General features: G+C 40.4%; 1 protein-coding gene and 1 pseudogene. One reads left to right on the top strand and one right to left on the bottom strand.

The features are described from left to right. Positions 1-277: pseudogene (locus tag LMU01S_RS10735) on the top strand (IS1182 family transposase); the annotation flags it as partial. Here LMU01S_RS10735 and LMU01S_RS10010 read toward each other — a convergent pair. Continuing rightward, positions 241-1,289: chloride channel protein (locus LMU01S_RS10010; protein WP_061773588.1), on the bottom strand; the 1,049-nt coding region annotated here is incomplete at its 5' end. The pseudogene LMU01S_RS10735 and the gene LMU01S_RS10010 sit on opposite strands and share 37 nt — an antisense overlap.

Here is a 1,289-nt window from a genome sequence, read left to right as displayed (position 1 = left end):
TATTTTCGGTAATTTGAAGGCTTATTTGGGTTTTATTCGATTTACCGTACGAAACAAGAAAAAGGTAAATCGACAAATGGGAATAGCTTTAATGGCATTGAACATGTGGAAAATGTCCACTAGTAGTTCAAAAATATCACCAAATAACAAAAACAAAAAGAAGACCATCCGAATTTTTCAAAATTTTCAAAAAATTCGAATGGTCTTCTTTAAAGATAGAGCCTTATGTCACAGCCCCTTTTATTTAAATTGCATTTCTTCACGTAAGGCAGTATAGATCGGACGCCCACCTAAAAGTGTATCAACGGTATAAGCGATAAATGTTACAAAAACCAATGGAAAAACTGAGGCTAATGAGCCCGCCATTTCAGTCAATAAGACGATCGCCGTAAATGGAGCTTTTTCGATCGCCCCAAAATAAGCCGCCATCGAGATCAAGATCACGCCCAAGACTTGACCATGTTCGAGCCATCCAGCATTTACCCCTAACAAACCGGCAAAGCATCCGATCACAGCACCTAAGGCTAAGATCGGCATAAAGATCCCACCTGGGACCGAAGCTCCATAGGATATCATGGAAAAAATAAACCGAACGATAAAAAAGAGCACGAGCAACTTCAAAATTACACTTGGATCAGTCGTTGTTAAACTCATATCCGTCACATAACTGATAAAAACATGACTTCCCCCTAAGAGCTTAGCATTCCACAAACCCAAGGGAATAGTCAATAATAATGGGATCAAGCTGTGATAACGTTTTGGTAAAAAGTTTAGCTTGCTATACAGATAACGTTGCTCTAACAAAACATATTGATAGCCATATGCTAAGATACCGATAATGATGCCCAAGATGAGTAAAAATAAATAATTAGGCTCACCCACAAACGGTGTGATGTACATTGCTAAACTAGGCTTTTGGCCTAATAAAACCAAAGTCATCAAATCAGCACTCAAAGCTGCTGCTAAAGCCGTCAACCAGATCTGCGGTTTAAAAGTCGTTGTGATCTCCTCGACCATAAATAATACCCCAGCTAATGGTGCACTAAATGCAGCTGCCAACCCCGCTGCTACTCCAGCCAAGAGTAATGTCTGTTGATCTTTTTTAGAGGTTTTAAAAACATCATTTGCCAAGCCTTGCCCTACACAAGCTCCCATTTGGATACATGGACCTTCACGTCCCAAAAATAACCCAGGACATATGGCTAACAAGCCACCAACAAATTTACGCCACAAGATCTGCCATGGGGCATAACTATTTTGCCCCAGTAAGATCGCTTCGACTTGGGGGA

This window comes from Ligilactobacillus murinus DSM 20452 = NBRC 14221 (genome assembly GCF_001591685.1).
GTDB classification, from domain to species: Bacteria; Bacillota; Bacilli; order Lactobacillales; family Lactobacillaceae; genus Ligilactobacillus; species Ligilactobacillus murinus.
Note: the sequence above shows the minus strand (reverse complement) of the source record. Positions and strands in the feature narration are given on the sequence as shown.